This is a genomic window from Pseudomonas sp. 21615526 (genome assembly GCF_013386245.1).
In the GTDB taxonomy this organism is placed as follows: Bacteria; Pseudomonadota; Gammaproteobacteria; order Pseudomonadales; family Pseudomonadaceae; genus Aquipseudomonas.
Window position 1 is genome coordinate 19653 of sequence record NZ_JACAOM010000136.1, and the last position, 26485, is coordinate 46137.

A 26485-nucleotide genomic window follows, 5' to 3' on the forward strand; every position below is an offset into this window, starting at 1 on the left:
TTTCAGCCTACCTTGTAGGATCCTGCCACATCTTGCCGTTTGGTGATCAAGATTCCGGCACGTATGATGCATCCCAAACTCCCGCAGATTAGAAGCCTATGTCCCTGATAGTTCTACTGCTTCTGCCTTTTATCGGCAGCTGTCTGGCGGCCTTGCTGCCGCACAACGCACGCAACACAGAGTCCCTGCTGGCCGGCCTTGTGGCCCTGGTCGGGACGGTTCAAGTCGCCCTGCTGTACCCCCAGATCGCCCATGGTGGCGTGATACGTGAAGAATTCATGTGGTTGCCCAGCCTCGGGCTGAACTTCGTATTGCGCATGGACGGTTTTGCCTGGTTGTTCTCGATGCTGGTGCTGGGCATCGGGACCCTGGTGTCGCTGTACGCCCGGTATTACATGTCGCCGGAAGACCCGGTGCCGCGCTTCTTCGCGTTTTTCCTGGCCTTCATGGGTGCGATGCTCGGCCTGGTGATCTCCGGCAACCTGATCCAGATCGTGTTTTTCTGGGAGCTCACCAGCCTGTTCTCGTTCCTGCTGATCGGCTACTGGCACCACCGCGCCGATGCCCGGCGTGGCGCCTATATGGCGCTGATGGTCACCGGCGCGGGCGGCTTGTGCCTGCTGGCGGGGGTGATGCTGCTCGGGCATATCGTCGGCAGCTACGACCTGGACCAGGTCCTGGCTGCCGGTGATCAGATCCGTGCCCATTCGTTGTACCCGATCATGCTCGCCCTGGTGCTGATCGGCGCCCTGAGCAAAAGCGCGCAATTCCCCTTCCACTTCTGGCTGCCCCACGCCATGGCTGCACCGACGCCGGTGTCGGCCTACCTGCACTCGGCAACGATGGTGAAGGCCGGCGTGTTCCTGCTGGCCCGCCTGTGGCCGTCGCTGTCCGGCAGCGAAGAGTGGTTCTGGATTGTCGGCGGTGCCGGTGCCATTACCCTGCTGCTCGGCGCTTATTGCGCCATGTTCCAGAACGATCTCAAAGGCCTGCTGGCCTACTCCACCATCAGCCACCTCGGGCTGATCACCTTGCTGCTGGGCCTCAACAGCCCGCTGGCCGCTGTCGCCGCCGTATTCCATATCCTTAACCACGCCACTTTCAAGGCGTCGCTGTTCATGGCGGCGGGGATCATCGACCACGAAAGCGGCACCCGTGACATCCGCAAGCTCAGCGGCCTGTTCAAGCTGATTCCGTTTACCGCCACCCTGGCGATGGTCGCCAGTGCGTCCATGGCCGGCGTGCCGCTGCTCAACGGTTTCCTGTCCAAGGAAATGTTCTTCGCCGAGACCGTGTTCATCTCCGCCACCGCCTGGGTGGAAATCGCCCTGCCGGTCATCGCGACTATCGCCGGTACCTTCAGCGTGGCCTATGCCCTGCGCTTTACCGTGGATGTGTTCTTCGGCCCTAAAGCCACCAACTTGCCTCACACCCCGCACGAGCCACCACGCTGGATGCGTGCGCCGGTGGAGTTGCTGGTGTTTACCTGCCTGCTGGTGGGGATTTTCCCGGCCCAGGTGGTCGGTTCGATCCTCGCCGCAGCGGCCCTGCCGGTGGTCGGCGGCGAACTGCCGGAATACAGCCTCGCCATCTGGCACGGCTGGAACGCGCCGATGATCATGAGCCTGGTGGCGATGTCCGGCGGCGTGGTGCTCTATCTGCTGCTGCGCAAGCAACTCAAGTTGGGCCGCTTCAAATACCCGCCGATCATCAGCTACTTCAACGGCAAGCGCGGCTTCGAGCGCTGCCTGGTGGTGATGATGCGCGGGGTGCGCAAGATCGAAAAACGCATCAGCACCAAACGCCTGCAAACCCAGCTGTTCCTGCTGGTGCTGGCGGCGGTGATCGCCGGGTTGATCCCGATGCTCTACAGCGGCATCAGTTGGGGCGACCGGCCGAAGATCCCGGGCTCCATCGTGTTCGTCACCCTGTGGCTGCTGGCAATCGCCTGCGCCCTGGGCGCCGCCTGGCAAGCCAAGTACCACCGGCTGGCAGCCCTGACCATGGTCAGCGTGTGCGGGATGGTGACCTGCGTGACCTTCGTCTGGTTCTCGGCGCCAGACCTGGCGCTGACGCAACTGGTGGTGGAAGTGGTCACCACCGTGCTGATCCTGCTGGGCCTGCGCTGGCTGCCACGGCGGATCGAAGAAGTTTCCCCACTGCCCAGCTCGCTGCGCAACGCACGCATCCGCCGCCTGCGGGACTTCCTGCTGTCCACCGTGGTCGGTGGCGGCATGGCGCTGCTCTCCTACGCGATGCTGACCCGCCAGACGCCCAACGACATCTCCTCCTTCTACCTCAGCCGTGCCCTGCCAGAAGGCGGTGGCAGCAATGTGGTGAACGTGATGCTGGTGGACTTCCGGGGCTTCGACACCCTGGGAGAAATCACCGTGCTCGGCGCCGTGGCGCTGACCGTCTACGCCCTGCTGCGCCGCTTCCGCCCGTCGAAGGAAAGCATGGAATTGCCCGCGCAACAGCGCCAACTGGCACCCGACGTGGCCACCGACCTGATCAACCCGCGCCAGGCCAGCGACACCGCCCTGGGCTTCATGATGGTGCCGGCGGTGCTGGTGCGCCTGCTGCTGCCGATTGCGCTGGTTGTCTCGTTCTACCTGTTCATGCGTGGGCACAACCAACCGGGCGGCGGGTTTGTCGCCGGTCTGGTGATGTCCGTCGCGTTCATCCTGCAATACATGGTCGCCGGTACCCAGTGGGTCGAGGCCCAGATGAGCCTGCGGCCGATGCGCTGGATGGGCTTTGGCTTGCTGTCGGCAACGTTGACCGGGCTTGGCGCACTGTTTGCCGGCTACCCGTTCCTCACCACGCACACCTGGCACTTCAGCCTGCCGGTGCTGGGGGACATCCACGTCGCCAGCGCGCTGTTCTTTGACGTCGGCGTATACGCCATGGTGGTCGGCTCGACCTTGCTGATGCTCACCGCCCTCGGCCACCAATCGGTGCGCGCCCATAAACCCAGTAACCAGGCGAAAGCCGTTGCCAGCCCAGGAGGAGCCGCCTGATGGAAGAAGTCATCGCAATTGCCATTGGGGTCCTGGCGGCCTCCGGCGTCTGGCTGATCCTGCGGCCACGGACGTTCCAGGTGGTGATGGGCCTGTGCCTGCTCTCCTACGGGGTCAACCTGTTCATCTTCAGCATGGGCAGCCTGTTCATCGGCAAGGAGCCGATCATCAAGGATGGCGTGCCGCAAGACTTGCTCAACTACACCGATCCGCTGCCCCAGGCCCTGGTGCTGACGGCAATCGTGATCAGCTTCGCCATGACCGCACTGTTCCTGGTGGTGCTGCTGGCATCCCGGGGCCTGACCGGCACTGACCATGTGGACGGCCGGGAGCCCAAGGAATGACCTGGATGAATCAACTGATCATCGCGCCGATCCTGCTGCCGTTGCTGACCGCCGCGCTGATGCTGATGCTCGGAGAGAAGCACCGCCCGCTCAAGGCGCGGATCAACCTGTTCTCCAGCATGGTGGGCCTGGGCATCGCTGTGCTGTTGCTGTACTGGACCCAGAAAGGCGGCCCCGGCTCCATCGGTGTGTACCTGCCGGGCAACTGGCAGGTGCCGTTCGGCATCGTGCTGGTGGTGGACCAACTCTCGGCGATGATGCTGGTGCTCACCGGGATCATTGGCGTCAGCGCCCTGCTGTTCGCCATGGCCCGTTGGGATCGGGCCGGCACCAGTTTCCATGCGCTGTTCCAGATTCAGCTGATGGGCCTGTATGGCGCCTTTCTGACCGCCGACCTGTTCAACCTGTTCGTATTTTTCGAAGTGCTGCTGGCGGCCTCCTACGGCCTGATGCTCCACGGTTCCGGCCGGGCACGGGTGTCGGCGGGGCTGCATTACATCTCGATCAACCTGCTGGCCTCGACCTTGTTCCTGATTGGCGCGGCGCTGATCTATGGCGTCACCGGTACCCTGAACTTTGCCGACCTGGCACTGAAAATCCCCCTGGTGCCGGAAGCCGATCGCGGCCTGCTGCATGCCGGTGCGGGCATCCTCGCCGTCGCCTTCCTGGCCAAGGCCGGGATGTGGCCGCTGAACTTCTGGCTGGCGCCTGCCTACTCCTCGGCCAGTGCGCCAGTGGCGGCGATGTTTGCGATCATGACCAAGGTCGGCGTGTACACCGTGCTGCGTCTGTGGAACCTGCTGTTCTCCGGCCAGGCGGGTGCCTCGGCACTGTTTGGCGGCGACTGGCTGATCTACGGCGGCATGGCAACCATCGTCTGCGCGGCGCTGGCGATGATCGCGGCGCAACGCCTGGAACGCATGGCCAGCCTGAGCATCCTGGTGTCCGCCGGGATCCTGCTGTCGGCGGTGGGTTTTGCCCAGCCAAGCCTGACCGCCGGGGCGCTGTTTTATCTGGTCAGCTCCACCCTGGCGCTGAGTGCGCTGTTCCTGCTGGCCGAATTGATCGAGCGTTCGCGCTCGGCCAACGACATGCCCCTGGACGACGAAATCGAAGCCCTGCCCAAGGCCATGGAATCCCTGCATCCACCGCCCGGCACCAACCTCGACGATGAACAGAAAGCCGTGGTCGGCCAGGTGATTCCCTGGACGGTGGCGTTCCTCGGCCTGAGTTTTATCGCCTGCGCCCTGCTGATCATCGGCATGCCGCCGCTGTCCGGGTTTATCGGCAAGCTCAGCCTGCTCAGCGCCTTGATCAACCCGATGGGCCTGGGCAATGCCATCGACGAACCGGTGCGTCCGGCCGCCTGGGGCCTGGTGGCACTGCTGATCTTCTCCGGCCTGGCGTCGCTGATCGCCTTCGCCCGCCTCGGCATCCAGCGCTTCTGGACCCCGGAAGAACGTCCATCGCCGCTGCTGCGCCGCTTCGAATGCGTGCCGATTTTCTTCCTGCTGGGCCTGAGCATCGCCCTGACCTTCAAGGCCGAGCCGCTGATGCGCTATACCCAGGCGGCCGCCGAGAGCCTGAACAACCCGGAACACTATGTGATGGCGGTCATGGCGACGCGTCCGGTGCCGAGCCCTGAAGCCAAGGCCGCCGCCCTGGAGGTGCAGCCATGAAGCGCCTGTTCCCTGCCCCGTGGCTGTCACTGGCATTGTGGTTGTTGTGGCTGGTGCTGAACCTGTCCGTCAGCCCCGGCAACCTGCTGCTGGGGGCAATCCTCGGCTTTGCCGCACCGCTGATGATGGCGCCGTTGCGCCCGCTGCCGATCCGCATCCGCCGCCCGGGGGTGATCATCCGGTTGTTCTTCCTGGTGGGGCGTGACGTGATCATCTCCAACCTCGCCGTGGCCTGGGGCATCCTGACCTGCGGCTCGCGCCCACCGCATTCGCGCTTTATCAAGATCCCCCTGGACCTGCGGGATGCCAACGGCCTGGCCGTGCTGGCGATGATCACCAGCGTGACGCCGGGCACCGTATGGTCGGAACTGGCCCTGGACCGCAGCGTCCTGCTGATCCACGTGTTCGACCTGGATGACGAAGCGCAGTTTATCGAGCACTTCAAACACGCCTACGAACGGCCCCTGATGGAGATCTTCGAATGAGCGCCCTGCTCTCCAATGCGATCCTGTTCAGCCTGTTCCTGTTCTCCCTGGCCATGGTGCTTACCCTGGTGCGCCTGTTCAAAGGCCCGTCGGCCCAGGACCGGGTGCTGGCGCTGGATTACCTGTACATCCTGGCCATGCTGATGATGCTGGTGCTGGGTATTCGGTATGCCAGTGACACGTATTTTGAAGCGGCGCTGTTGATTGCGCTGTTTGGCTTTGTGGGGTCATTTGCCCTGGCGAAATTCCTGCTGCGTGGGGAGGTGATCGAATGATCAATGTCGACGTGTTGCCGCTGTGGGTTGAAGTGATCGTCGCGGTATTGTTGGTGCTTAGCAGCCTGTTTGCGCTGATTGGGGCGATTGGGTTGTTGCGGATGAAAGACTTCTTCCAGCGCATGCACCCGCCGGCGTTGGCTTCGACCTTGGGCGCCTGGTGTGTGGCGCTGGCCTCGATCATCTACTTTTCGGTGCTCAAGTCCGGGCCGGTGTTGCACGGTTGGTTGATCCCGATCCTGCTGTCGATCACAGTGCCGGTGACGACGTTGCTGCTGGCACGCACCGCGTTGTTCCGCAAGCGCATGGCCGGGGATGATGTGCCGGCTGAAGTCAGCAGCCGTCGCACTGACAGCGGCAGCTGATCCCCACAGGCGCCGCAGTGGTGAAATTCGTTCTCCAATAGAATCCATAAAATAGAACCTCAATCGCTAATCCCGGTATCGGGATCACTTTATGAGGTTCTCCCCCATGGCATTCACTCCCCTTGTCCAGGCCCATCTCGACGCGTGGGTTGCCTGCGCCGCTGACTTCGGCCCATTTCTCACGGGCCAGGAAACCACCCTCACCCTCAATGAGCAGCGCAAGGCTTATGAGCAGGTGCTTTGTTCCCATCCGATTCCCGTCGGTGTCAGCTTTTGTGACGTCGATATGGGTGGCGTACCGGGCATGATGGTCGTGCCTGATGGGTTTGAGGGTGACCGGGTGCTGCTTTACATCCACGGCGGTGGTTATGTCGGCGGCAGCCCGCGGGGCTACCTGGGCCTTGCCGGCCACTTCGCAAAACTGCTGGGTGCAAAAGTCTACCTGCCCGACTACCGCCTGGCGCCCGAGCATCCGTTCCCCGTACCTATTGATGACACGTTGCAGGCTTATCGCTGGCTGCTCGACCAAGGCAATGACCCCAGGTCCATCGTGTTCTCGGGCGATTCGGCCGGCGGCGCAATGGTGGTGTCGGTGATGGTCAAGGCCCGCAACGCAGGCCTGCCACTGCCCGCCGGGGGCGCCGCCTTGTCGCCGTGGGCCAACCTGGAACACACCGGCGCCTCCATCGACAACCGTGACGGCCTCGACCCGCAAGCCTCCCGACTGGGGCTGACGCTGCTTGCAAAAGCGTTTCTCAATGGCGCGCTGCCGAATGATCCCGATGCGTCGCCGGTGTTCGCGGACGTCCGGGGATTACCGCCCATTCTGGTGCAGATCGGCGAAAACGAAGTCATGCTCAGCGACGCCATGCGCCTGGCCACCCACCTGGGGGAAAACCGGGTACGCGTGTCGCTGGAGGTTTGGCCCGGGATGTTTCATGTCTGGCATTTGTTTGCGGCAATCTTGCCCGAAGGCATGCAGGCCGTGGCGAATGCGGCGTTGTTTCTGGACCAGGCAATACGTGGCAGCCGTAGCGCTTGAGGGGTTGCCCATAGCGCGGGAAAGGCAGCGCTCCTGCCGATAACTATCTGTCACCTGGGGCCCCACCGCCCCACCTACCTTTATCGGACAACGTATCCCGATACAGGTAATGATCATGTATACCCATTCCGATGCACTGACCACGCTGTTTGATTTGCTCAACTCGCTGAATGCGCTGATTTCACATTTGACGAGCCAGCAACAGGCAGCCAAGCAGCGGGGTCTCGAGTTGTATCAACTCGGTGAATTCGAAGAGTGCGAAATCCACCTGACCATCTCCGCCTCGGCCGGCGATGCGCCGTCCCAATACGCCCTGGGCGAAGCCATCCGGCGCCGGGTCGGCAGTGTCGACCCCGAGGCCCAGGCGTGGTACCGCCTGGCCGCTGCCCAGGATCATGTGTACGCCCTGATGCGCCTGGGTGGCGAAACCAACCTGGCCAAGGCCAAGGCCCTCGCCCAGGCAGGTGCCGATGCTGGCGACGGCGCAGCGATGCTGCAGCTGTATGAACTGACCAAAGATCGCTCGTGGCTGAGAAAGGCAGGTGATGCCGGCTGCGCCGAGGCCTATTACATTGCGGCGCTGTTGTACGACAAAAACCCGGAGGCCAGTGACAACCGCGACTCCATGCTCAGGTATGCGGCCTTCAAGGGCTTCCCGCCAGCGATGAAGTGGCTGGCCAACATGCAGACCTACTACCGCAACCTCTCCTACCAGCGCATACACCTGGAAAAACGGCTGGCGCTGAATGACCTTGATGGCGTCATGACCTATGCCGGTGCGCTCGGCGGGTTCGATATCGATGAAAGTGGCACCAACCGCTATCACTACCCCGAGAACAAAATCCACGCCTATGGGCTCTACTGGCTGGTCATGGACAGTACCCGGCAAAACCCACGGCACGCCGATGCCGCAGGCTACCTGCAACAACTGGCCAGCGCGCTGACTGCCGAAGAAATGGAAACAGCCAAGGCGTATGGCCGCCAGTGGAAAACCGAGCACCCGGCGCTGTCGGAGTTCAGGTTGACCTACAGCGACCTGAAATGACCGGCGTCTGATGAAGGATTCGAGAGCACATCCGGCAGTTAAAGATTAATTAATCCAAAAACAGCTTGGCTAAGTATTTCCAGGCTGGTACGGTTTAGTGGATTATTTAATCCACTAAACCTCAGGCCTCCCCCATGACAGCTCACACCCCTCGCTTCAACCACAAAGTCGCCCTGGTCACCGGCGGTTCCCGCGGTATCGGCGAAGCGATTGTCCGCCGGCTTGCAGCTGAAGGTGCAGCGGTCGCGTTTACCTATTCCTCCTCTGCCGACAAGGCGCAAGCGCTGGTTGGCCTGATCGAAAGCAAGGGCGGAAAAGCCTTGGCGATTCAGGCCGACAGCGCCGATGTGGCGGCAATAGAACGGGCGGTCGCGGCCACTGTCGAGCATTTCGGCGCCTTGAATATCCTGGTCAACAACGCCGGGATCCTGCTGATGGGCACCGTCGACACCTTCAGCCTGGAAGACTTCGACCGAATGTTTGCGGTCAATGTGCGGGCCACGTTTGCGGCGGCCAAGGCCAGCTCGGCGGTGATGCACACGGGTGACCGAATAATCACCGTCGGCAGCGTGGTCGCCCAACGTTCGGGCTTCCCGGGCTCCAGCGTCTATAGCATGACGAAGTCGGCGATCGCCGGTATGATCCGCGGCCTGGCGATTGATTTCGCGCCGCGCGGCATCACCGTCAACAACGTGCAGCCGGGCCCGACCAGCACCGACATGAACCCGGCAGACGGGCCCCATGCGGACATGATCAAAAGCCTGATTCCCTTGGGCCGCGTGGGCACCGCCGACGATGTTGCCGGCATGGTTGCTTATCTCGCGTCCGAAGAAGCGGCATTTGTCACCGGCGCAAGCATGACCATCGATGGCGGCTACCTGGCCTGAGCCTTCACCTGCAATTTCCCCCGAGGTAACCATGGCAAGACCCAGAGCATTCGACCGCGACCAGGTGCTGCGCGAGGCCATCCGGGTTTTCTGCGACAAGGGTTTTGCCGCGGCCTCGACTGAAGAACTGATGCAGGCCATGGGACTGAGCCGCCAGAGCATGTACAACACCTTTGGCGACAAACGTCAGTTGTACCTGCTGGCGATGGCCGAGTATCAGCGCACCGGCGTCGACGACTTGATCGAGCGCCTGAACCAGGGCCCGACCCCGCTGCAGGCACTGCACGACACCCTGCAATCCTTCGCCACCCGCGCCCTGCGGGAAGGAACGGCGGGTTGCATGGGCGTCAATGCCATCTGCGAGTTCGGCCTGGAAGATGATGAGATCAATCAACTCACCGCCCACAGCGCCGAACGCTTGCGCAATGCATTCGAACAGACGCTGGAGCGTGCGCAGGAACAAGGCGAATTGACCGTCGGCACCGATCGCTCGGGCGCGTGTGATTTTCTGATGGCCACCCTCAGCGGCATGAAAGTCGCCAGCAAGGGCGGCGCCACCACTGAGCAGCTGGAGCGCATTGCGGGTTTTGCACTGCGGGCGCTCAGCGCAAACGCGTGATCAGCCCACTACAGGATCGGCGCGCCAAATCGACCCAATCGTGGCATCCAGTGGTCCAGGATCTGCGCTGACGCCAGGATATGGTGCGCATGCCCGATCAACAGCCGACGCGGCACGAACCCGATATAACGGGAGTCATCGCTGTTATCGCGATTGTCGCCCAGCATGAAGTAACTGTCGGCAGGCACCACCACCGGGCCGAAATTGCGCAGCGCCCGTACTGTCGGCATGAACTGTACCGTGCGCTGGCTGCTGTTCGCACGCTCCGTCACCTTGATACCCGGAACTGTTTGGCCAGGCGCGATAGGCTCGCTGATGTCCTGCCCATTACTGTAGGTGGCCGGCGTACCGTTGACCCACAACACCTCGTCGCGCATTTCCAGGGTATCGCCGGGGATACCGACAATGCGTTTGATCAAGCGCGTGCCGTCCTTGGGCGAAGAGAACGTGACGACATCTCCGCGCTGGGGGTTATCCAGTCTCGCCAGGGAAATATCGGTGAGGGGCAATTTGAGGTCGTACGCAACGCGATTGACCAGCACCACATCGCCCTCAAGCAACGTCGGGCGCATGGAACCGGACGGGATGGGATTCCAGTCAGCCAGGGAGGTGCGGAAAACCCCGAAGCACAGCCAGAAAATGATCGCGTAACGGTAGCGGATTAACCAACGGCGCATAGAGCCTCGCAATACGAAAAGGGACACCGGCCTGCGCCGGGTACCCACGGTGATTTTTGGCAATGCTCGCTTATTGCATCGCAAGATTAAATTAACATTAGCGTTGCCGACCCATGACAGTCGATATTTTCAAGCACACAGAAAAGGAGTTTCACGCCCCATGGATAGCAAATGTTCGGTCTTTATCGCAGCCAGCGTCGACGGCTTTATTGCCAGGCCAGATGGTGATATCGAGTGGCTTCATCGCCCTGAGTACGAAGGCGCCGAATTGAACGGCGTGACCTATGAACACTTCATCGCCAGCGTGGATGCGCTGGTGATGGGCCGCAAGACCCTGGAAAAAGTGTTGTCCTTTCCGGAGTGGCCCTATGAGGGCACGCCGGTCATAGCACTCTCTCACCAATCGGTTGAGCTACCTGCAGCTTTGAAGGGCAAGGTTGAGGTGGTGAGCCAGGATGTCACCAGCCTCGTGGCAGCGTTGGCCGAGCGCGGGATGAAACACCTGTATATCGACGGAGGCCAGACGATTCAGGCGTTTCTTGAGGCGGGTTTGATCGACGAGATGATCATCACGCGTATTCCGATTGTGCTGGGCCAGGGGATCCCCTTGTTCAGCCAGTTGGGTGGCGAGCATGAGCTTCGGCATATCGGCACGTATGCGTCGGATAACGGGTTTGTTCAAAGCCGGTATGAGGTCGGTGGCAAGCGCTGATGCTCATTGAGCGATTGGGTTGAATCGAGGTGTCTGTATCGCAGGCAAGCCAGCTCCCACATTAAGCAGCTATGCGCTTGATCCTGAACCGGCCTAATCTGTCCTTGAATGTGTCAACTATGTCCCCGCACAGGCGTCCGGCCCGTGGTCCGCTGCAAGCGCGGTCGCCATAGCAGCCAATACCCGAATAACGGATAGACAGGCCAAAAAAAACGCCCCGAACCAGTCGGGGCGTTTTTCATTCAGCAATCACCGATCAAGCCTGATCAGCCAACCGCCACGTCGTCCCGCCCTTCCCGTCTTCCAACACCACACCCATCGCGGTCAGTTGGTCACGGATACGGTCAGACTCCGCCCAGTCCTTGTTGGCCCGGGCAGTCAAACGTGCCTGGATCAGCGCATCAACTTCAGCGGCATCCACACGCCCTTCAGCGCCCGCCTGCAGGAAGTCATCGGCTTCCATCTGCAATACGCCCAGCACGCTCGCCAGCTCTTTCAAACGTGCGGCAAGCCCCGCCGCTGCGTCGAGATCGCTCTCGCGCAGGCGGTTGATCTCGCGCACCATTTCAAACAGCACCGCGCAGGCTTCAGGCGTACCGAAGTCGTCGTTCATCACTTCGGTGAACCGCGCGACAAACGCTTCGCCGCCCGCAGGCGCCACGGAGGGCAGGCCTTTCAACGCGTGGTAGAAACGCTCCAGGGCGCCCTTGGCGTCCTTGAGGTTGTCTTCCGAATAGTTGATCGCGCTGCGGTAATGGCTCGACACCAACAGGTAGCGCACCACTTCCGGGTGATACTTTTCCAGCACGTCGCGAATGGTGAAGAAGTTGTTCAAGGACTTGGACATCTTCTCGCCATTGATGCGAATCATGCCGCAGTGCATCCACGCGTTGGCGTAGGTCTTGCCGGTGGCCGCTTCGCTCTGGGCGATTTCGTTTTCGTGGTGCGGGAACTCAAGGTCGCTGCCGCCGCCATGAATGTCGAAGGTCTCGCCCAGGCAGCAGGTGGACATCACCGAGCATTCGATGTGCCAGCCCGGGCGCCCGGCGCCCCATGGCGACTCCCAGCTCGGCTCGCCGGGCTTGGTGCCTTTCCACAGCACGAAGTCCAGCGGGTCTTGCTTGGCTTCGTCGACTTCGATCCGCGCACCGATGCGCAGGTCTTCGATTTTCTTGCGCGACAGCTTGCCGTAGCCCATGAACTTGGCGACGCGGTAGTACACGTCGCCATTGCCCGGGGCGTAGGCGTAACCCTTGTCGATCAGGGTCTGGATCATCGCGTGCATGCCCGGGATATGGTCCGTGGCGCGCGGTTCCATGTCCGGCTTGAGGATGTTGAGGCGTGCCTCGTCCTCGTGCATCGCAGCAATCATGCGCTCGGTCAGCGCGTCGAACGACTCGCCGTTTTCGTTGGCGCGATTGATGATCTTGTCGTCGATGTCGGTGATGTTGCGCACATACGTCAGGTCATAACCGCTGAAACGCAACCAGCGGGTCACCAGGTCGAAGGCAACCATGCTGCGGCCGTGGCCGATGTGGCAGTAGTCGTACACGGTCATGCCGCACACGTACATGCGCACCTTGTTGCCATCCAGCGGCTTGAAGACTTCTTTGGTCTTGCTGAGTGTGTTGTAGATCGTTAGCACGACAGTTCCTTAAAACAGAATCACTGGCCCCACGAATCACGCAAGGTCACGGTACGGTTGAATACCGGAGCACCGGGTTTCGAGTCCTTGATATCCGCGCAGAAGTAACCTTCGCGCTCGAACTGGAAACGGTCTTCCGGCTGTGCGTCGCCAAGCGATGGCTCGGCACGACAACCCGTGAGAACTTGCAGCGAGTCAGGGTTGATGTTGTCCAGGAAACTGGCACTGTCTTCGGCCTTCTCGGGATTCGGCGAGCGGAACAGGCGATCGTACAGGCGCACTTCGCACTCGACGCTGGCCGCCGCCGGCACCCAGTGCACCACACCTTTGACCTTGCGGCCTTCCGGGTTCTTGCCCAGGGTGTCCGGGTCGTAGGAGCAACGCAGTTCGACGATGTTGCCATCGGCGTCCTTGATCGCTTCGTCGGCACGGATCACGTAGCTGCCGCGCAGGCGCACTTCGCCGTTCGGCTCCAGGCGCTTGTAGCCTTTTGGCGGCTCTTCCATGAAGTCATCGCGGTCGATGTAGATTTCACGGGCGAACGGCAGCTTGCGCACGCCGAGTTCTTCTTTCTGCGGATGACGTGGCAGTTCGAGGTTTTCGACCTGGCCTTCCGGGTAGTTGGTGATCACCACCTTCAACGGACGCAGCACGCACATGGCGCGCGGGGCGTTCGCGTCGAGGTCCTGACGGATGCTGAATTCGAGCATGCCGTAGTCGACCACGCCGTCGGAGCGGTTGGTGCCGACCATCTCGCAGAAATTGCGGATCGATGCCGGGGTGTAGCCACGGCGGCGGAAGCCCGACAGCGTCGACATGCGCGGGTCGTCCCAGCCAAACACGTGCTTTTCATCGACCAGTTGCTTGAGCTTGCGCTTGCTGGTGATGGTGTAGTTCAGGTTCAGGCGGCTGAACTCGTACTGACGCGGGTGCGCCGGTACCGGCAGGCTGTCGAGGAACCATTCGTACAGCGGACGGTGGCTTTCGAACTCCAGGGTGCAGATGGAGTGGGTGATGCCTTCGATGGCGTCCGACTGACCGTGGGTGAAGTCGTAGTTCGGGTAGATGCACCACTTGTCACCGGTCTGGTGGTGATGGGCGTGGCGGATGCGGTACATGATCGGGTCGCGCAGGTTCATGTTCGGCGAGGCCATGTCGATCTTGGCACGCAGTACGCGGGCGCCGTCCGGGAACTCGCCGGCGCGCATGCGGTTGAACCAGTCCAGGTTCTCTTCAACCGAACGGTCGCGGAACGGGCTGTTCTTGCCCGGCTCGGTCAGGGTGCCACGGTATTCCTTGGCTTGCTCCGGGGTCAGGTCGTCTACGTAGGCCTTGCCGGCCTTGATCAACTCGACGGCCCAGTCGAACAACTGGTCGAAATACTTGGAGGCATAGCGCACTTCACCGGACCATTCGAAGCCCAGCCACTTGATGTCGCTTTCGATGGCGTCGATGTATTCCTGGTCTTCCTTGGCCGGGTTGGTGTCGTCGAAACGCAGGTGCGTGACGCCACCGAACTCCTGGGCCAGGCCGAAGTTCACACAGATCGACTTGGCGTGGCCGATGTGCAGGTAACCGTTGGGCTCAGGCGGGAAGCGGGTGACGATCTGCGTGTGCTTGCCCGAATCCAGGTCCGCCTGGATGATCGGGCGCAGGAAATTGACCGGGACGGCAGGTCCGGCCTTGGAATTCGAGGTAGGGTCGACAGTGGGCTTGCTCATAGGATCCTTGAACAGACGAAGTACTTGGCCGGGTGAGGCCGACAAACAAAGGGCTTATCATAGCCGATGCTGTCAAGGCCCTGACAGAGCGTGGCCAAAAACTGCTGCATTTATTGCATGGGCGGTAAAAAACCACCTCGAAATTCCCGCAGGTCACGCTAAACTGCGCGCCTTGGCTGCCGTTTTTGCCAAGCAGGTAAGGCGCAAAACGCCCAAACCCACGAATTCCTTGAAAGAGTAGTGAACATGACTCAAGTCAAACTGACCACCAACCACGGTGACATCGTCATCGAGCTGAACGCCGAGAAAGCGCCGATCACCGTCGCCAACTTCATCGAGTACGTTAAAGCCGGCCACTACGAAAACACTGTTTTCCACCGTGTCATCGGCAACTTCATGGTCCAGGGCGGCGGTTTCGAGCCTGGCATGAAAGAAAAGAAAGACAAGCGTCCAAGCATCCAAAACGAAGCGGACAACGGCCTTTCCAACGACAAGTACACCGTCGCCATGGCCCGTACCATGGAGCCGCATTCGGCCTCCGCGCAGTTCTTCATCAACGTCGCCGACAACACCTTCCTGAACCACAGCGGCAAGAACGTGCAGGGCTGGGGCTACGCGGTATTCGGTAAAGTCACCGAAGGCCAGGACGTTGTCGACAAGATCAAGGGTGTGCAAACCACCGGCAAGGCAGGTCACCAGGACGTACCGGTAGAAGACGTTATCGTCGAGAAAGCCGAGATCGTTGAGTGATATTGCTGATTTCAGATTTGCATCTGGAAGAGGAGCGCCCGGACATAACCCGGGCGTTTCTGGATTTACTGCACGGCCGCGCCCGTTCTGCCCAGGCGTTGTACATTCTGGGGGACTTCTTTGAAGCCTGGATTGGCGACGATGGGATGACGCCCTTCCAGCGTTCGATTTGCCAGGCTCTGCGCGAGCTGAGCGACAGCGGAACCCAGATTTTCATCATGCATGGCAACCGGGATTTCCTGATCGGCAAGGCGTTCTGCAAAGCCGCAGGCGCAACCTTGCTCAAGGACCCGAGTGTGGTGCAACTCGCAGGCGAGCCCGTGCTGTTGATGCACGGCGACAGCCTGTGTACCCGCGACCTTGGCTATATGAAGCTGCGGCGCATCCTGCGTAACCCCATCACGCTGTTCATCCTGCGCCACCTGCCCTTGCGCACGCGGCACAAGCTGGCGCGCAAGCTGCGCAGTGAAAGCCGCGCGCAGACGCGGATGAAGACCAACGACATTGTCGATGTAACGCCTGAGGAAGTGCCGAGGGTGATGCAGCAGTTCGGCGTGCGTACGTTGGTGCATGGCCACACCCACCGCCCGGCGATTCACAAGTTGCAGATTGGCGAGCAAGCGGCCAAGCGCATTGTGCTGGGGGATTGGGACAAGCAAGGGTGGGCATTGCAGGTGGATGAGCAAGGGTTTCAACTGGCGGCGTTTGACTTCGTCAACCCGCAACTGGCCTTGCCTGGCGCCTGATCCTCAGACACAACACCCATCAAATGTGGGAGCTGGCTTGCCTGCGATAGCATCACCTCGATGCATCTGATGTACCGAGGTGCCTGCATCGCAGGCAAGCCAGCTCCCACATTGACCGAGTTCGGTCTTTCGATCAGTGGCCAGAAGCCTCCGGCCCCGCCTTCGCTGCAAACGGCGGTTTCGCCAGCCATACAATCACGATCAACGCCATGAACATCCACCCCAGCAACGTGAAGTAATCCACGGTGGACATCATGTACGCCTGGCTCGTCAGTATCTGGTCCAACTGCGCATACGCCTTGTGCCCTGCCCCGCCGAGCGCCTGCAAGGCGTCCCGGGTGGCCGAGTCGTAGGTGGTCATGTTTTCGCTCATGTAGGCATGGTGCTGGTCCGCCCGGCGAATCCAGATCCAGGTAGTCAACGATGCCGCAAAGCTGCCGCCCAGGGTCCGCAGGAAGGTCGCCAGGCCAGCGCCGTCAGCGATTTGCGCCGGCGGCAGGTCGGACATCAGGATGCTCAAGGTCGGCATGAAGAACAGCGCTACGCCGATCCCCATGAACAACTGCACCAGGGCGATGTGCGTGAAGTCGACTTCATTGGTAAACCCGGCGCGCATGAAGCAACTCAAGCCAATCGCCAGGAACGCCAGCCCCGCCAGCAGCCGCAGGTCGAACTTGTGCGCATATTTGCCCACGAACGGCGACATCAACACCGGCAGGATCCCGATCGGCGCCACCGCCAGGCCCGCCCAGGTGGCGGTGTAGCCCATCTGGGTTTGCAGCCATTGCGGCAGGATCAGGTTGATCCCGAAGAAACCCGCGTACCCGAGTACCAACACAATCGTGCCGATGCGAAAGTTGCGATAGGCGAACAGCCGCAGGTTGACCACCGGGTGCTCGTCGGTCATTTCCCAGATCACGAACACCGCCAGGGCGACAGCCGAGATCACCGCGCCGATGATGATGAAATTCGACTCGAACCAGTCCAGGTCGTTGCCCTTGTCGAGGATGATCTGCAAGGCGCCGACGCCGACGATCAGGCTGAGCAAGCCGACGTAGTCCATCGGTTGGTAGCTGGTGACCACCGGGCGTTTCTTCAGTTGCGAGCGCACCACCATCACGGCAAAGATGCCGATGGGTACGTTGATAAAGAAGATCCACGGCCAGCTGTAGCTGTCGGTAATCCAGCCGCCGAGGATCGGCCCGGCAATCGGCGCCACCACCGTGACCATCGCCAGCAACGCCAGGGCCATGCCACGCCTGGCGGGGGGATAGACCGCGATGAGCAGCGTCTGGGTCATCGGGTACAACGGGCCGGCAACCAGGCCTTGCAATACCCGAAAGCCGATCAGCTCAGGCATCGAGGTGGAAATACCGCAGAGAAACGAGGCCAGCACAAACAGGATGGTGGCCCACAGAAACAGCTTCACCTCGCCGAAGCGACGGCTCAGCCAGCCGGTGAGCGGCAGCGCGATGGCGTTGCTCACGGCAAACGAGGTGATGACCCAGGTGCCCTGCTCCGAACTCACGCCGAGGTTGCCGGAAATCGTCGGCAACGCCACGTTGGCGATGGTGGTGTCGAGCACCTGCATGAAGGTCGCCAGGGACAGGCCGATGGTGGCCATCAGCAAGCTGGGCGGCGTGAAGGAGGCGTTAGCGTTACTCATCGCGAATCCTGTGCAACATGATTGGCGCTACGGCCGCCGGGGCCGCAGCTGATGGATTGGCGAATCAGCGCTGGGCAGCCTTGGGAGCGGCGACGCTGTTGTCATGGATCAATTGGGTGATCATCGCATCGGCTTCGGCCAACTGGCGGTCGTAAACGTTGGTGGTGAACGAAGCCTTCTGCGGCGCCTGCTGGGCCAGTACCGGGCCGCTCTTGTCGTGCAGGTCGACGTCGACCACGGTGGACAAGCCCACCCGCAGCGGGTGCTTGGCCAACTCTTCGGCGTTCACATGGATACGCACCGGCACCCGTTGCACGATCTTGATCCAGTTACCGGTAGCGTTCTGCGCCGGCAGCAAGGCAAACGCGCTGCCCGTGCCCGCGCCGAGGCTGTCGACGGTGCCGCTGAATTTCACGTCGCTGCCGTAGATGTCGGATTCGATATCCACCGGCTGGCCGATACGCATATTGCGCAGCTGGGTTTCCTTGAAGTTGGCGTCGATCCACAGTTGATCCAGCGGGATCACCGCCATCAGTGCAGTACCCGGCTGGACCCGCTGGCCCAATTGCACGGTACGCTTGGCCACATAGCCGGTCACCGGTGCGATCAGGGTGCTGCGGGCGTTGGTCAGGTAAGCCTGGCGCAACTGTGCGGCGGCAGCCTGCACGTCCGGGTGGGACGAAATCACCGTGTCATCCACCAGGGCGCTGCTGGTCTTGAACTGTTGCTGCACGTTGGCCAGGGCGTTTTGCGCCGAGGTCAGGTCGTCACGGGCGTGGGACAGTTCTTCCTGGGAAATCGCCCCGCCGGCAGCGAGGTTCTTGCGTCGGTTGTAGTTGTCCTGGGCCTTTTGCACGTTGGCTTGTTGCGCCAGCACCTGGGCTTTCATGCCATCGACGTTGCTGTACAAGCCACGCACCTGGCGCACGGTGCGGGCCAGGTTGGCCTGGGCACTTTGCAGGCCGACGGCCGCGTCGTTGGGGTCGAAGTTGATCAGCACCTGGCCTTCATGCACCAGGTCGCCGTCGTCAGCGCCGATGCTCACCACGGTGCCGGTCACCAGCGGGGTGATTTCCACCACGTTGCCGTTGACGTAGGCGTCGTCGGTGCTTTCGCTGAAGCGACCATACAATTCGTACCAACCCCACACGCCCAAGGCGCCGAGGATGACGATCAGCGCCAGCACAAACAGCATGACTTTGCGTTTGCGCGGATTGCTGGTGTTGGGTTGTTCAGCCTTGTTTGTTTCAGGAGCGTTGTTGCTGGTTTCGGCAGTGGCCATGACAAGTACCTTGAATTATTCAGTGCGCGTGGCTGGGGTGGTCGAGGCCACGTTATCGGCGTGGAAACCGCCGCCCAGGGCCTGCATCAGTTGAATCGAAAGATCGATTTGCTCGGCATTCAGGGTGGCCAACTGACGCTGGGCCTGGAGCAGTTGCTGTTCGATGCTGAGCACGTCCAGGTAATTGCCGATACCTGAGCTGTAACGCTGGACGCCAGTGTCGTAGGACTGCTGGGCAATGTCAGCGGCGTGTTGCTGGGCCTGGATCTGGCGGCCGGTCTCGCGCAATTGCGAGAGTGTGTTGCCGATATCGCCCAAGGCTTGCACCAGGGTTTTGTTGTACTGGGCCACGGCCAGGTCGTAGTCGGCGTCGCGAGCGTCAAGGTCGGCGCGCAGGCGGCCGCCGTCGAAGATCGGCAGCGAGACGGTCGGCGCAATGCTGAAGAAGCGGCTGGCCGAACCAAACATCGCATCCCCCAGCAACGACTCGGCCCCGGCGCTCGCGCTCAGGTTGAGGTTGGGGTAGAAACGGGTCTTGCTGGCCGCGATGTTCTTGCTCGCCGCCTCCACCCGCCAGCGTGCGGCGATCAGGTCCGGGCGACGGCCCACCAGCTCGGCAGGCAACACCGAAGGCACCGCAACCGCGCTCGGCTTGAGCACGTTGGGGCGTACCAGTTCGCTGCCACGGTCCGGGCCTTTGCCGAGCAACACCGCGAGGGCGATCTTGGCGCTCTGCAGTTGTTTTTCCGCATCGATCAGTTGCGACTGGGAGCTGGCTTCCAGGCTTTCGGTTTGCTGGTACTGGTACTGGCTGTCGATCCCGGAGTTCAGGCGACGCTGGCCCAGGTCGAGCATCTGCCGGGTGCGCTTGAGGTCATCATTGGCCAGGTCACGCACGATATGGGCCTGGCCCAGGTCGCTGTAGGCCTTGGCGACGTTGGCTGCCAGGGTCAGGCGCGCGGCCTGTTGATCGACTTCGGCGGCGCGGGCCTGGCCCAGTGCGGCTTCCCAGGCGGCGCGCTGGCCGCCCCACAGGTCGAAGTTGTAATTGAAGCTGGCACCGATGTTGCGCACGGTGGCGTAGGCATCGCCCTGGCCCAACGGGTCCTGGTCCTTGGCCAGGCGCGAACGGCTGACACCGGCGCTGGCATCCAGGGTCGGCATGCGCTCGGCATCGGCGGCATAGGCAGCGGCTTCGGCCTGGTGGGCACGGGCGCTGGCCACTTGCATGTCGGGGCTGTTCTGCAGGGCTTCCTGGATCAGGCCGTCGAGCTGTGGATCGCCAAGGCCTTTCCACCAGTCGGCGGTGGGCCAGGCGGCGGTGGACAGGGTCACGCCGCTGAGGGATTTGCCGGTTTGCAGGTTATTGGCTTCGAGGCGTTTGCCTTCTGTGTTCAAGCCGCTGAAATTGGCACAACCGGCCATAGTCATGGCCACCAGCACAAGGCTGAGGCCGGCACGCAAGGAGCGATTGTTCATGCACTACCTACCCGCTGGATGGTGATGGGGTCACCCGCAGCTATCAGAATTTTCTTCAGGATTTTTTCCAGGGTTTGCAATTCACCCGGCTCCAGGGCGCCCGCCAACTGGTTCAGGGCCTGGGCACCGATGTGCGGCAGCATGTCGGCCACGCGCTGGCCTTCGGCGGTCAGCACCAACTGCACCTGGCGCCGGTCCTGCTCGGAACGCTTGCGCGCCAGCAGGTCCTTCTGTTCCAGGCGGTCGAGCATGCGGGTCATGGAGCCGCTGTCCAACGACAGGTTGCGGCACAGCTCGGCCGGGGTGTCGACGCCGTACTGGGCCATGATGATCAACACCTTGAACTGCGCGGCCGTGATGCCGTGGGGTTCCATGTGGGTGTCGATGATCTTGTCTTTGAGCAGCGCAGCCCGGCCCAGCAGCAGGCCGAGGTGGCAGTTGTGGAAGTTTTCGGGGGTGAAGTGCTTCATCGTGACCAGCCTATTAACTGCCTAAGCAGTGAATGTGTGACACGATGTTACTGCCTAGGCAGCGAATGTCAAACGAATAGTTAGGTTGCTTGCTAATTAGCGGATAAATGGTGGGAGCCAGGCTCCCACCATTACCGTGGACGGATCAGAAATCGCGCTTGTAGAAAATATCCAGGGAGCTGGCCACGCCGCTGGCCACTTCCAGGTACACCTTCTTGCTCAGCAAATAGCGCAAGGCGATGGTGTTGGCCGGCTCGAACACCCCCACGCCATAACGCAGGCTGAGCTTCTCGGAGATCTTGCCGCTGGCCACCACGGCGGTGTTGTTGCCACTGCCCTGGGTGTCCAGTTCAAAGTCCTGGATGCCCAGGTTCTTGGCGATGTCCGACGTGACCCCGGCACTGCCCATCAACCCAAGACCCAGCGCCGCTTCGGCCAGCATGTTGTTGTCCTCACCGTTGGTGGTGCGCGAACGCCCCAACACCAGGTACGACAATGCATCCTCTTGGGCCATGGCCGGCTCCGAGAAAATTTGCGTAGTCGGCTGCTCGGCACTGCCGCTCAGACGAATACCGGCGGTGACGGTCCGGGACGGCTCGGTGGTGATCCGCACCGCTTCGATATCCAGGAACGGCTGGTCAATCGGCCCGGCAAACAACAATCGCGCGCGGCGCACAGTCAGGCGTTGGCCGTAGGCCCGGTAGCGGCCGTCGTTGAGCCACAGTTCACCACGGGTGTCCATGTTGTCGCCGATGTGCACATGGCCTTGCAGGTTGGCGGTAAGGCCAAACCCGGCGAAGCTCAGCTTGTCCTTGCCTACCTCCACATCGATGTCCATCGCCATGGCCATCGGCGGCTTGCCCTCTTCGGTCTGGCTGCCGACGATCACCGTGTCATCCGAGACCTTGACCGTCGATGGCGGCAATTCCCGCACGGTGATCTCGCCCTTGGGAATCTGCACCTTGCCGGAGATCGCCAGCTTGTCGTTCTTCATGCTGATCTTCAGGTCAGGCGCCACCTCCAGGGCCGCGTACGGTTCCACGGTGACCGGCAGTTGCGTGCCTTGCAGCGCGATATCCACCGCCAGGGCCTGGCCCCAGTCGATCTGCCCCTTGATAGTGCCCTGCCCGGCCTTGCCGCTGCGCCAGCCGCCATTGAGCTGCACGCTTTCGCCGGCAATCAACGCCTGGATATTCAGGCCTTCAATGCTGGTGGGCAGTTCCGGGCCGGAGATTTCACCCCCCACCAGGTTGATGCTGCCGTTGACCTGAGGCGCCAGCAGGCTGCCGCCAATTCGCCCGTTACCGTTGAGCTTGCCGTTGAGCTTCTCGACCATGGGTACAAAGGGGCGGGCCACCGCGAGGTCGAGGCCGGTCAGGGTGAAGTTGCCGGTGATCGGCTTGTTCTTTGCCAGCGGATTGAGCTGCGCCTGCAACAGCAACTCGCCGAGCTTGCCGCCACGGAAATTGAGCTGGGTGTCGATGCGCGTGGGGTTGAGGGTGGTTTCCAGCTTCAGCGTGTCGTAGGGGAAATCCAGCCACTGGTCCTTGTCCTTGACCCGCAGGGTACCGCCGCTGGCGTCCACCGAGACCACGCCTTTGGGGCCGCTGGCCGGCAGGTCGAGCTGCACGTCGGCATTGAGCTTGCCCTGCCAGGCGAAATCCTTGGGCAACCACTGCGCCAGGCTGTCGATTGGGAACTGCTTGAGGTGATAACGCAGCTTCGGCACGGGCATCAGGCGCTGGTCTTCGCCGCACAGGCTCGCCGGGCCGGAGACCCAGCAGTGCGCCGCAAAGGTCAGCTTGCCATCGGCCAGGCGCTCGATCTTCGCCGGCGCTTGCAGCTTCCAGTCCTGGCCACCGGCTTGCACATCGCCGCTGGCCAGGCGCCCGCGCCAGTTGCCTTTGTCGAGGTTGCCGTCCAGGGCCAGGGCCAGCTTGAGCAACGGGCCGGCCAGGTCGAGCTGGACTTTCTGGCTTTTGATATCGCCCTGGGCGCTGGCAGTGAAGGTGCCGAGCTGGGTTTCACCGGCCTGGATGCCACTGCCTTTCAGGTCGACTTTGGCGCGCTGGGCATTATCCAGGTTCGCGTCCAGGGTCAGGTTTTGCAGGCGGTTATCTTCAAACGCCAGTTGCTGGCCAACCAGGTTGAGCTTGCCTTGCGGCGCTTTCAGGGTGCCGGCGACGTCGAGGCGACCATTCATCTGCCCGCGCAGTTGCGGCCAGAGCTGGGCGAGGCGCGTCAGCTTGATGTCGATCTGCCCGGCAAGGCGCTGTTGCAGGCTGCCGCTGCCATAGATGCGGTTGTCGCCGAGGCGGATGTCCAGGGTGCCGAGGGTCCATTGCTCGCCAGCGCCTTCGGCCTTGGCCTGGAGCACGGCAGGTTGGCCACGCAGACGGCCCTTGAGGTCGAGGTCGGCATTGAGCTTGAGTTGCTCGTTCTTCATTTCGCCCTTGCTGCGCAACGGGCCCGCGAGGGTGCCGGGCAACTCCGCGACCCAATACGCCGGGTTGATGGCCGACAAGTCCAGCGCCGTGTCCCAGGCGATGCCATCGGCAAATTGCAGGTTCAGGTGGCCTTCGGCCTTGCCCTGACCAGCCGCGAGTTTCAACTCGGGGAGGAACACTTGCTTGGGGTCGCCACTGAACGGGCTGGCCAGGCTGAACTTGCCCGCAGGGCCGTCGAGGTCGGCCTTGAAGTTGCCCAGATAGTTGCCGTCCTTGTAGGAAACTTCACCATTGAAGGTACGCAAGGCCACCTGGGGTTCGTCGATCACCGGGTACAGGCGATGCCACGGGAAATCCAGCCAGTCGATTTTCGCGTCGGCGCTGAAGCCTTGCTGCCAGTCCAGGTTGGCACTGAGCTTGAGGCTTTGCTCGTCACCGGCATTCAAATCCAGCCCGGCGATCTGCGCGCCCTTGGCGTCGACCTTGCCTTGCAGCAGCAGGTCCACCGGGCCTTTTTCCGCGGGCAGTACGGCTTTGCCCAGCAACTGGTAACCGTTGCTCAGGTCGCCCTTGGCGGTCAGGTCCAGCTGATTGAGTTGCAGGGTATCGGGCAAATCGGCGCTGGGTTTGAAGCCGTCGGCGGTGATGTGCAACTGCGCCGGCAGGTTTTCCACCAGCGGTTGCAATTCGCCGCTGAGCTTGGCCGGCAGGTAGCCGCTGCTGTCGGCGTCGAGCTTGAGGGTCTTGAGCAAATCGCCATCGACCTTCAGCGCCAGCGTCCAGGGCGCACCGCCCGGCGCGTAAGGCAGGCTCAGGTTGCCGCTGGCGGCCAGCGGCCAATTGCCGGTGGGTTGCAGCAGGCCGGACAGGTCAAGGACCAAACCGTCCCGTTGCAGGTGCACCGAATCGATCTGCATCCCGGCGGCAGTCCAGTGCGCCGCCAGCTGCAGGCCCTGGAGCTCTTCGCTGCCATTGAACAGCAGGCTGCCAACGCGGATGTCACCCAACTGAAGGGCGACCGGCAGTTTCAGGTCCGGCAGGGTAATCGGGCCGCTGCTTTCTTCGGTGCCGGGTGGAAATTGCAGGCTCACCTGCTCCACATCCAGTTGGTTGATGCACAAGGTCATGCGCATCAAACACGCGGGCGACCAGTCGAACTTCGGCGCCTGAAGCTCCACGCGGCTGCTGTCCTGCTGCCATAACAGATGGTCGGCACTCCACTGCCCGCCCAGGCGACCCTGGAAATTTTCCACGGTCAAACCCGGCACCTGGCCCAGCACCCACCGGCTGCCGACCTGGGTACCCAGCACCGTCCACAGTGCCAGCACTATCACCGCGAGGACCGCCAGAATGGCCAGCCCCGCTATTTTCAAACCACGCATCACAGCTCAGGCCCCATGGAAAAGTGCAAACGAATGCCGCCCGGATCTTCGAGGGCATGGGCCAGGTCGAGGCGGATCGGGCCAACCGGCGACACCCAGCGCACACCCACACCCACGCCGGTTTTCAGGCTTGGCATTTCCAGGGTGTTGAACGAATTGCCTTGGTCGATAAAGGTCGCGATCCGCCATTTTTCGGCGATGGAATATTGGTACTCGGCGCTCAGGGCCACCATGTAGCGGCCGCCGATGCGGTCGCCACGATCGTTTTCCGGGGACAGGGTCTGGTACTCGTAACCCCGTACGCTCTGGTCGCCACCGGCAAAAAAGCGCAACGACGGCGGCACGGATTTGTAGCCGTTGGTGGCACTGCCGCCAAACTGCGCCCGCGCCAGGAAACGATGGTTATCCCACAGGGTGGTCAGGCCCTTGATCGTCGCCGTGCCGTAAAGCAGATTGGTGTCGGAACCCAGGCCTTCCTTGGCGACCTTGGCGTCGAACAGCAGGCGATAGCCGTTGTGCGGGTCGATGCGGTTGTCGCTGCGCAAGTAGGAATAACTGATGCCGGGCATCAGCAGCGTACTCAGGCCCGAGTCGTTGCCCAGGCGATATTCTTCACGCTGCCATTTGAGCGAGATCACCCGCGTCCAGCCGCTGGGCAACTTGCTGTGCCACTCGGGGCCGAGGGTGAGCAGTTTACTCAGGGTGTCGGTGTTGGCGATTTCTTCATTCTGGTAGCCGCCGGCAAAGCGCAATTTGTCGGTCAGTGGCGGGTCCATGGGAATGTCGTACCACAACCCGACGTTCTGCCGAGGCGCGGAAAGCTCGGCTTCCCAGCCATAACTGTGGCCCTGGGGGTTGACCCAGTGGCGCGTCCAGTTGGCCTTGCCCCGCGGGCCGACGTCGGTCGAGTAACCGAGGCCCAGGCCCATGGTGCGCGGCTTGCGGGTTTCAAGTTGCACGGCCACCGGGATCACGTCATTGGTCGAGGCCGCCGGAGCGGCGTCCACGCGCACGCCTTCGAAAAAGCCGCTGGATTGCAGGTTCTGGTTGAGTTCGGCGATCAGTTCGGAGTCGTAAGGCGCGCCGCTCTTGAACGGCACCATGCGTTGCAGCAGGTCTTCATCAAACGGCGTATCGCCGGCAAAGCTGACCTTGCCCAAGGTGTAGCGTGGGCCACTGTCATAAATCAGTTCGATATCGGCCACACCCGCCTTGGGGTCGACCGAGAGTTTCTGACTGGTAAAGCGCCCGCTGAAAAAGCCGTAGCGTGACGCCTGGTTCTGGATGACGCGCTTGGCGTCTTCGTAGTTGCCGTGGTTGAGCACGGCGCCGGATTTGAGTTGGTCGCTGGCGGGCACGCGAAAGGCCTTGAGGTCGGCGGCCTGGCCGTCGACCCGAATGGTCACATTGCGCAAATGCACCGGTTCGCCGGGGTCGATGGTGAGGATCAGGCGCGGGTTCTTGCCGCCCTTCACATCGCTGGCAATCTGCGGTTGGTAGTAGCCCAGCGCCTGGGCGGCCTTGCGGGCCTGCTCCTCGGCGCCACGGCTGAACCGCAGCAGGGCTTCTTCGTCACGATCGCCGACCCCGCCGATATAGCCTTCGATGTTGGCTTTCAACGCGTCGTTTGAAGGCTTGATACGCACATCCAATTCGCTTTGCGCCAAGGCGCCGCAGCTCGTGAACAGCAGAATCAAGCCGCTGGTAAATCTTCCTGGAAACTTCATAGGCCGGGATGCTACACGAG

At 61.9% G+C, this 26485-nt stretch carries 22 protein-coding genes; 13 read left to right on the plus strand and 9 right to left on the minus strand.

The features are described 5' to 3' along the window. The first annotated feature begins 98 nt into the window (after positions 1-98). The 10 genes from HX786_RS28160 (at position 99) to HX786_RS28205 (ending at position 9761) form a co-directional block, all read left to right on the plus strand. Positions 99-3020 (plus strand): monovalent cation/H+ antiporter subunit A, encoded by a 2922-nt coding sequence (locus HX786_RS28160; RefSeq protein ID WP_178912900.1) that lies wholly within the window; start codon positions 99-101, stop codon positions 3018-3020. Next, the gene (locus tag HX786_RS28165) at positions 3020-3364 is read left to right on the plus strand and encodes a Na+/H+ antiporter subunit C (RefSeq protein ID WP_003192163.1); all 345 of its coding nucleotides are present in this window, start codon (positions 3020-3022) and stop codon (positions 3362-3364) included. The genes HX786_RS28160 and HX786_RS28165 overlap by 1 nt, the downstream gene beginning before the upstream one ends. Next, positions 3361-5043 (plus strand): monovalent cation/H+ antiporter subunit D, encoded by a 1683-nt coding sequence (locus HX786_RS28170; RefSeq protein WP_003211748.1) that lies wholly within the window; start codon positions 3361-3363, stop codon positions 5041-5043. Before HX786_RS28165 ends, HX786_RS28170 begins: the two co-directional genes overlap by 4 nt. Continuing rightward, positions 5040-5528, plus strand: coding sequence for a Na+/H+ antiporter subunit E (locus HX786_RS28175; protein ID WP_178912901.1), 489 nt, complete (start codon positions 5040-5042; stop codon positions 5526-5528). Before HX786_RS28170 ends, HX786_RS28175 begins: the two co-directional genes overlap by 4 nt. Then, positions 5525-5803, plus strand: coding sequence for a K+/H+ antiporter subunit F (locus HX786_RS28180; protein WP_003211751.1), 279 nt, complete (start codon positions 5525-5527; stop codon positions 5801-5803). The genes HX786_RS28175 and HX786_RS28180 overlap by 4 nt, the downstream gene beginning before the upstream one ends. After that, positions 5800-6168, plus strand: a complete 369-nt coding sequence (locus HX786_RS28185) for a Na+/H+ antiporter subunit G (protein ID WP_003211753.1) — start codon at positions 5800-5802, stop codon at positions 6166-6168. The genes HX786_RS28180 and HX786_RS28185 overlap by 4 nt, the downstream gene beginning before the upstream one ends. A gap of 106 nt (positions 6169-6274) precedes the next feature. Beyond that, positions 6275-7210, plus strand: coding sequence for an alpha/beta hydrolase (locus HX786_RS28190; protein WP_134326985.1), 936 nt, complete (start codon positions 6275-6277; stop codon positions 7208-7210). Between the two features lie 115 nt (positions 7211-7325). After that, a complete protein-coding gene (locus tag HX786_RS28195; RefSeq protein WP_008432438.1) occupies positions 7326-8255 on the plus strand; it encodes a hypothetical protein in 930 nt (309 codons plus the stop codon). Positions 8256-8389: 134 nt separating this feature from the next. After that, entirely contained in the window at positions 8390-9142 is a 753-nt protein-coding gene (locus HX786_RS28200; RefSeq protein ID WP_003211759.1) for a 3-oxoacyl-ACP reductase family protein, read from the plus strand. A gap of 31 nt (positions 9143-9173) precedes the next feature. Next, the gene (locus HX786_RS28205; RefSeq protein ID WP_023658972.1) at positions 9174-9761 is read left to right on the plus strand and encodes a TetR/AcrR family transcriptional regulator; all 588 of its coding nucleotides are present in this window, start codon (positions 9174-9176) and stop codon (positions 9759-9761) included. Positions 9762-9769: 8 nt separating this feature from the next. Here the strand turns inward: HX786_RS28205 and lepB are convergent, their stop codons facing one another. Beyond that, complete coding sequence (gene lepB / locus HX786_RS28210; protein WP_177037194.1) at positions 9770-10438, minus strand: signal peptidase I; 669 nt, start codon at positions 10436-10438, stop codon at positions 9770-9772. A gap of 160 nt (positions 10439-10598) precedes the next feature. Here lepB and HX786_RS28215 point away from each other — a divergent pair, with 160 nt between their 5' ends. Continuing rightward, entirely contained in the window at positions 10599-11150 is a 552-nt protein-coding gene (locus tag HX786_RS28215; protein WP_178912902.1) for a dihydrofolate reductase family protein, read from the plus strand. 256 nt (positions 11151-11406) lie between these two features. On the opposite strand, the gene cysS is transcribed toward HX786_RS28215, so the two are convergent. Together cysS and HX786_RS28225 are read right to left on the minus strand one after the other, a co-directional pair. Then, positions 11407-12795: a cysteine--tRNA ligase gene (cysS, locus tag HX786_RS28220; protein ID WP_008432427.1), complete on the minus strand. Its 1389-nt coding sequence runs from the start codon at positions 12793-12795 to the stop codon at positions 11407-11409. 20 nt (positions 12796-12815) lie between these two features. Continuing rightward, positions 12816-14516: a glutamine--tRNA ligase/YqeY domain fusion protein gene (locus tag HX786_RS28225; protein WP_008432425.1), complete on the minus strand. Its 1701-nt coding sequence runs from the start codon at positions 14514-14516 to the stop codon at positions 12816-12818. 246 nt (positions 14517-14762) lie between these two features. On the opposite strand from HX786_RS28225, the gene HX786_RS28230 reads away from it, so the two are divergent. Both HX786_RS28230 and lpxH read left to right on the plus strand, forming a co-directional pair. Further along, positions 14763-15266 (plus strand): peptidylprolyl isomerase, encoded by a 504-nt coding sequence (locus tag HX786_RS28230; RefSeq protein ID WP_003211783.1) that lies wholly within the window; start codon positions 14763-14765, stop codon positions 15264-15266. Then, positions 15263-16012 carry a UDP-2,3-diacylglucosamine diphosphatase gene (gene lpxH / locus HX786_RS28235; protein WP_003211785.1) on the plus strand — a complete coding sequence of 250 codons (750 nt, stop codon included), beginning with the start codon at positions 15263-15265 and terminating at the stop codon, positions 16010-16012. The genes HX786_RS28230 and lpxH overlap by 4 nt, the downstream gene beginning before the upstream one ends. 133 nt (positions 16013-16145) lie before the next feature. Here the strand turns inward: lpxH and HX786_RS28240 are convergent, their stop codons facing one another. The 6 genes from HX786_RS28240 to HX786_RS28265 all read right to left on the minus strand — a co-directional run bounded on the left by HX786_RS28240 (position 16146) and on the right by HX786_RS28265 (position 26465). Beyond that, positions 16146-17678: a DHA2 family efflux MFS transporter permease subunit gene (locus HX786_RS28240; protein ID WP_003211786.1), complete on the minus strand. Its 1533-nt coding sequence runs from the start codon at positions 17676-17678 to the stop codon at positions 16146-16148. A gap of 64 nt (positions 17679-17742) precedes the next feature. Further along, entirely contained in the window at positions 17743-18960 is a 1218-nt protein-coding gene (locus tag HX786_RS28245; RefSeq protein WP_178912903.1) for an efflux RND transporter periplasmic adaptor subunit, read from the minus strand. Between the two features lie 15 nt (positions 18961-18975). Then, positions 18976-20439 carry an efflux transporter outer membrane subunit gene (locus tag HX786_RS28250; protein WP_102605511.1) on the minus strand — a complete coding sequence of 488 codons (1464 nt, stop codon included), beginning with the start codon at positions 20437-20439 and terminating at the stop codon, positions 18976-18978. Then, the gene (locus tag HX786_RS28255; protein WP_003211792.1) at positions 20436-20909 is read right to left on the minus strand and encodes a MarR family winged helix-turn-helix transcriptional regulator; all 474 of its coding nucleotides are present in this window, start codon (positions 20907-20909) and stop codon (positions 20436-20438) included. Before HX786_RS28255 ends, HX786_RS28250 begins: the two co-directional genes overlap by 4 nt. A 145-nt stretch (positions 20910-21054) precedes the next feature. Next, positions 21055-24738: a translocation/assembly module TamB domain-containing protein gene (locus tag HX786_RS28260; protein ID WP_178912904.1), complete on the minus strand. Its 3684-nt coding sequence runs from the start codon at positions 24736-24738 to the stop codon at positions 21055-21057. After that, on the minus strand, positions 24738-26465 hold the full coding sequence (locus tag HX786_RS28265) for an autotransporter assembly complex family protein (protein ID WP_023658973.1): 1728 nt from the start codon (positions 26463-26465) through the stop codon (positions 24738-24740). Before HX786_RS28265 ends, HX786_RS28260 begins: the two co-directional genes overlap by 1 nt. Positions 26466-26485 lie beyond the last annotated feature (20 nt).

Excerpts from the sequence above, each read along its gene's own strand:
- HX786_RS28160 (WP_178912900.1), top strand. The coding sequence starts at position 99 with ATGTCCCTGATAGTTCTACTGCTTCTGCCTTTTATCGGCAGCTGTCTG.
- HX786_RS28165 (WP_003192163.1), top strand. The coding sequence starts at position 3,020 with ATGGAAGAAGTCATCGCAATTGCCATTGGGGTCCTGGCGGCCTCCGGC.
- HX786_RS28170 (WP_003211748.1), top strand. The coding sequence starts at position 3,361 with ATGACCTGGATGAATCAACTGATCATCGCGCCGATCCTGCTGCCGTTG.
- HX786_RS28175 (WP_178912901.1), top strand. The coding sequence starts at position 5,040 with ATGAAGCGCCTGTTCCCTGCCCCGTGGCTGTCACTGGCATTGTGGTTG.
- HX786_RS28180 (WP_003211751.1), top strand. The coding sequence starts at position 5,525 with ATGAGCGCCCTGCTCTCCAATGCGATCCTGTTCAGCCTGTTCCTGTTC.
- HX786_RS28185 (WP_003211753.1), top strand. The coding sequence starts at position 5,800 with ATGATCAATGTCGACGTGTTGCCGCTGTGGGTTGAAGTGATCGTCGCG.
- HX786_RS28190 (WP_134326985.1), top strand. The coding sequence starts at position 6,275 with ATGGCATTCACTCCCCTTGTCCAGGCCCATCTCGACGCGTGGGTTGCC.
- HX786_RS28195 (WP_008432438.1), top strand. The coding sequence starts at position 7,326 with ATGTATACCCATTCCGATGCACTGACCACGCTGTTTGATTTGCTCAAC.
- HX786_RS28200 (WP_003211759.1), top strand. The coding sequence starts at position 8,390 with ATGACAGCTCACACCCCTCGCTTCAACCACAAAGTCGCCCTGGTCACC.
- HX786_RS28205 (WP_023658972.1), top strand. The coding sequence starts at position 9,174 with ATGGCAAGACCCAGAGCATTCGACCGCGACCAGGTGCTGCGCGAGGCC.
- lepB (WP_177037194.1), bottom strand. The coding sequence starts at position 10,438 with ATGCGCCGTTGGTTAATCCGCTACCGTTACGCGATCATTTTCTGGCTG.
- HX786_RS28215 (WP_178912902.1), top strand. The coding sequence starts at position 10,599 with ATGGATAGCAAATGTTCGGTCTTTATCGCAGCCAGCGTCGACGGCTTT.
- HX786_RS28225 (WP_008432425.1), bottom strand. The coding sequence starts at position 14,516 with ATGAGCAAGCCCACTGTCGACCCTACCTCGAATTCCAAGGCCGGACCT.
- HX786_RS28230 (WP_003211783.1), top strand. The coding sequence starts at position 14,763 with ATGACTCAAGTCAAACTGACCACCAACCACGGTGACATCGTCATCGAG.
- HX786_RS28240 (WP_003211786.1), bottom strand. The coding sequence starts at position 17,678 with ATGAGTAACGCTAACGCCTCCTTCACGCCGCCCAGCTTGCTGATGGCC.
- HX786_RS28245 (WP_178912903.1), bottom strand. The coding sequence starts at position 18,960 with ATGGCCACTGCCGAAACCAGCAACAACGCTCCTGAAACAAACAAGGCT.
- HX786_RS28250 (WP_102605511.1), bottom strand. The coding sequence starts at position 20,439 with ATGAACAATCGCTCCTTGCGTGCCGGCCTCAGCCTTGTGCTGGTGGCC.
- HX786_RS28255 (WP_003211792.1), bottom strand. The coding sequence starts at position 20,909 with ATGAAGCACTTCACCCCCGAAAACTTCCACAACTGCCACCTCGGCCTG.
- HX786_RS28260 (WP_178912904.1), bottom strand. The coding sequence starts at position 24,738 with ATGCGTGGTTTGAAAATAGCGGGGCTGGCCATTCTGGCGGTCCTCGCG.
- HX786_RS28265 (WP_023658973.1), bottom strand. The coding sequence starts at position 26,465 with ATGAAGTTTCCAGGAAGATTTACCAGCGGCTTGATTCTGCTGTTCACG.